Consider the following 2,878-nt stretch of genomic DNA (forward strand, 5'->3'; position numbering starts at 1 on the left):
AGGGCAACCTCAAGGGATGACAGTCTTTCACGTCATCCTGGCGTGCTACTGGCCAGGATCTCGTTCTTTTTGGGTGCGAAAAACGCAAACAGTTGCAAGTGACAAGATGCAGGTTGAAAAAGAAACGGTTATTCGTTATCGGTTCACTGTTCTCCGACAAGAGCATGGCCCCGTTCTTGGAAGAGCGGTTCTTTATTCTTAAGCTCAGGAGCGCAATCAGAAGTCGACTTTTGAGAAGATGGTGTTCCTTCTATCTGATTCAAACATCAAGAATATGTCTCAAAGATTCTTGTATACATTTCTACGATGGCCGATATGCAGATTAGTAACTGACTTATCTTCATCACTAATCTCATAGATAATCCGATAGTCACCAGCTCTTATCCGCCATCCCCCTCTTCCGGTCAACTTACTAGAACCACTTGGACGCGGATTCGAAGCGAGCAGCAATATCCTTTGCTTGATTCTGCTATAGTTCGGCTCTCGAAGTGACTGAAGCTCTTTTGCAGCTGTGCTGAGAATAAGAAGTTTGTATGTGTCAGGCATCTTCGCGCTTGACTTTATCTAGAGCCTCTTCAAACGGAAGAATCTTGTCGGTTGACTTCTTAGCTTTGTCGTATGCTCGAATCTCTTCCAATTCTTCCAACTCATCGAGAATCTTCTTATATGTAGAAATACTAAGAATCACGCTAACTGGTTTTCCATCTTCATTAACAATCATGCGGGGTTCTTTCATTAAATCACCTCATATGGAATTATAGCATTTTGAGGAGCGGTCCCTCGTTCCGAAGCTGCGTGTCCAAGTTCTTCTTGGTAAAGTTGAGGTCAGGGGACAGAGGCGAGAGGTTTGAAGGGCGACAAGAACTTAACTTTCTAACCTCTGGTTCGAGATGAGGAGAGAGGGCGAGAAGGATGAGAAGAACTAGATCCCGTGCAGGTGCATCACGGGATGACCCCAAACAGGAGCCCTGAACAGAACATTTTCAGGGCAGGCTTCATTGGGGTGGGCTTCTTCTTAGGGCAGGCTCTACGGGATGACAGGAATAGGGGATTTGCGGACACACTAATCAGGGAAGGCTCAACGAGTTGACAATGTTACACAATTATTCAGTTTCCTTGCACGGGCGAACAGCTGTTCGTCCGAAACGACTTTGCGGTTGACAATCCAAGAGGTTCAGTAGTAATCAGTAGACATACCTTCAAATACTCTGAGTGCGTTATATTCACATCTTAGGAATGGTATGTGCTATAATAGCACACAGAGGAGGTGGGTTAATGGTGCACTTAAGAGAATGTAGAGAAAGAAGCGGCCTTTCCCAGGAAGAAGCTGCTTCTAAGCTGAGCGTAGATAGAACTTCTCTTTCAAGGATGGAGAACGATAAGCAGAAGATTGATCCTGTTCTCCTGTTTAGAATGGCAAAGTTATACAATGCTTTGCCAGAAGATCTACTTGGAATTCAGAAAGAAAAAGAAAGGGAGTTTTCGTTGGCTTTCAGGGACAAGAGTAATCTGGATGTTGAGAGCAGAGAAATATTCGAAAAGATTGAGAGGATTGTGAAGAATATCATTTTTCTTGAGGGAGAACTGAATAGTGAGGACTTCTAGAGAAATCGAAGCCGTTGCATTGAAAGCGCGCAAAGAAATTGGGCTTTCCTTAGGTCTCAACGAGACTTTGCTCAGAAAAAACCTGGAAGACAGAGGTTACTTCCTTTTCTACTATCCATTCGGCGAAAGTGGTATTTCGGGAGCGTTGTTCAGCAGTGTTCATGCGAGGATATTGGTCGTCAATTCATCAAAATCTATCGGTAGGCAGAACTTCACAGTGGCTCATGAATTAGGTCACATCTATCTACACAATACCGAAAGTCTGGTCGAAATATCCGGAGATGAATCTTCTACAAAGGAAAGGGAGGCTGATAGCTTTGCTTCGATGTTTCTCATGCCAGCCAATGATGTCTCTTCAATGATACAGACAAACGGAGGAATTGAGTTTGACGCAGTGGAAGTCATGGAGATGTCGCAGATGTTCAGGATGAGTTACAAAGCCACGCTTAAGCGGTTGACGGAGGTTTTTGGCCGGAAAGCTATTCCATTGACTTTGTGGGACAAAAAACCCCTTCAACTGGCAGAGATGTTAAATATGGATAAAAGACTCTATGAGCCAAGTGGGGAGAAATACTGGTCGAACACCAAGTATGTATCAACGGCCTTCAGGGCACTGGAAAAAGGAAGAATCAGCTTCAGCAGATTCCTCGAGCTAATGAAAGATATAGGGCTTAATGGCTACGATGTTCTTGAAAACATGAAGGAGAGCGACTAGTGTTTGTTATAGACACCACGGTTTTATCTAACTTCGCTGCAGTCCAAAAGATTGATACTCTTGTGAGAATTCTTAAAGATGAAGCAGTTGTTCCAGAACCCGTCGTGAATGAGTTTCATGATTGCAGAAGGTTTTCGAGATTAGAGATAGGTTTCCCAGTTGTACAGATTATGCGTGAAGATCTAGAGTTATTTGCTGATTCAGTCAGCAGTTTCGGTTTCTCAGGACTCGGAAAGGGAGAACTATCATGTATCTTCACAGTGAGTATCAAAAATCTCGCGGATACAGTTCTTACCGATGACAATCTCGCCAGAAAGTACTGCAGGAAATACAAGATTGAATTCCACGGAAGTGTGTATATTCTAGCTCTTGGTGTGAGAGAACGAGTACACTCCCTGAGTGAAGCTGAGAAATTGCTTTCAGAAATGAAGTGTTATGGGTTCTGGCTGAAAGACAGAATTTCGGTTCAAGAAGCGCTAAGACTTCTTTGCTAAAGAGACAACGAATAGAAAAGCGTCTGGAGACTCAAGACTGGCGCTTTCGCGCCAGGAGGCAGCA

At 43.8% G+C, this 2,878-nt stretch carries 5 protein-coding genes; 3 read left to right on the forward strand and 2 right to left on the reverse strand.

Annotated features, from left to right (window positions below; all coding sequences use genetic code 11):
• Positions 1-279: 279 nt before the first annotated feature.
• Positions 280-546: a type II toxin-antitoxin system RelE family toxin gene (locus tag B3K91_RS05030; RefSeq protein ID WP_292594178.1), complete on the reverse strand. Its 267-nt coding sequence runs from the start codon at positions 544-546 to the stop codon at positions 280-282.
• A complete protein-coding gene (locus B3K91_RS05035) occupies positions 539-736 on the reverse strand; it encodes a hypothetical protein (protein WP_102819205.1) in 198 nt (65 codons plus the stop codon). The genes B3K91_RS05030 and B3K91_RS05035 overlap by 8 nt, the downstream gene beginning before the upstream one ends.
• 539 nt (positions 737-1,275) lie before the next feature.
• Between B3K91_RS05035 and B3K91_RS05040 the strand changes: the two genes are divergently transcribed.
• From B3K91_RS05040 to B3K91_RS05050, 3 genes are read left to right on the forward strand one after another with little or no spacing between them, the layout of a single operon-like run.
• Positions 1,276-1,605 (forward strand): helix-turn-helix domain-containing protein, encoded by a 330-nt coding sequence (locus tag B3K91_RS05040; protein ID WP_214060037.1) that lies wholly within the window; start codon positions 1,276-1,278, stop codon positions 1,603-1,605.
• Positions 1,592-2,320, forward strand: a complete 729-nt coding sequence (locus tag B3K91_RS05045; protein ID WP_292594180.1) for an ImmA/IrrE family metallo-endopeptidase — start codon at positions 1,592-1,594, stop codon at positions 2,318-2,320. Before B3K91_RS05040 ends, B3K91_RS05045 begins: the two co-directional genes overlap by 14 nt.
• Complete coding sequence (locus B3K91_RS05050) at positions 2,320-2,814, forward strand: hypothetical protein (protein ID WP_292594182.1); 495 nt, start codon at positions 2,320-2,322, stop codon at positions 2,812-2,814. The genes B3K91_RS05045 and B3K91_RS05050 overlap by 1 nt, the downstream gene beginning before the upstream one ends.
• Positions 2,815-2,878: the final 64 nt, after the last annotated feature.

Origin of the sequence: Mesotoga sp. UBA5847, assembly GCF_002432735.1 — a bacterium.
Classification (GTDB): Bacteria; Thermotogota; Thermotogae; order Petrotogales; family Kosmotogaceae; genus Mesotoga.

Coding starts and splice junctions, on each gene's coding strand:
- B3K91_RS05040 (WP_214060037.1), top strand. CDS start 1,276: ATGGTGCACTTAAGAGAATGTAGAGAAAGAAGCGGCCTTTCCCAGGAA.
- B3K91_RS05035 (WP_102819205.1), bottom strand. CDS start 736: ATGAAAGAACCCCGCATGATTGTTAATGAAGATGGAAAACCAGTTAGC.
- B3K91_RS05030 (WP_292594178.1), bottom strand. CDS start 546: ATGCCTGACACATACAAACTTCTTATTCTCAGCACAGCTGCAAAAGAG.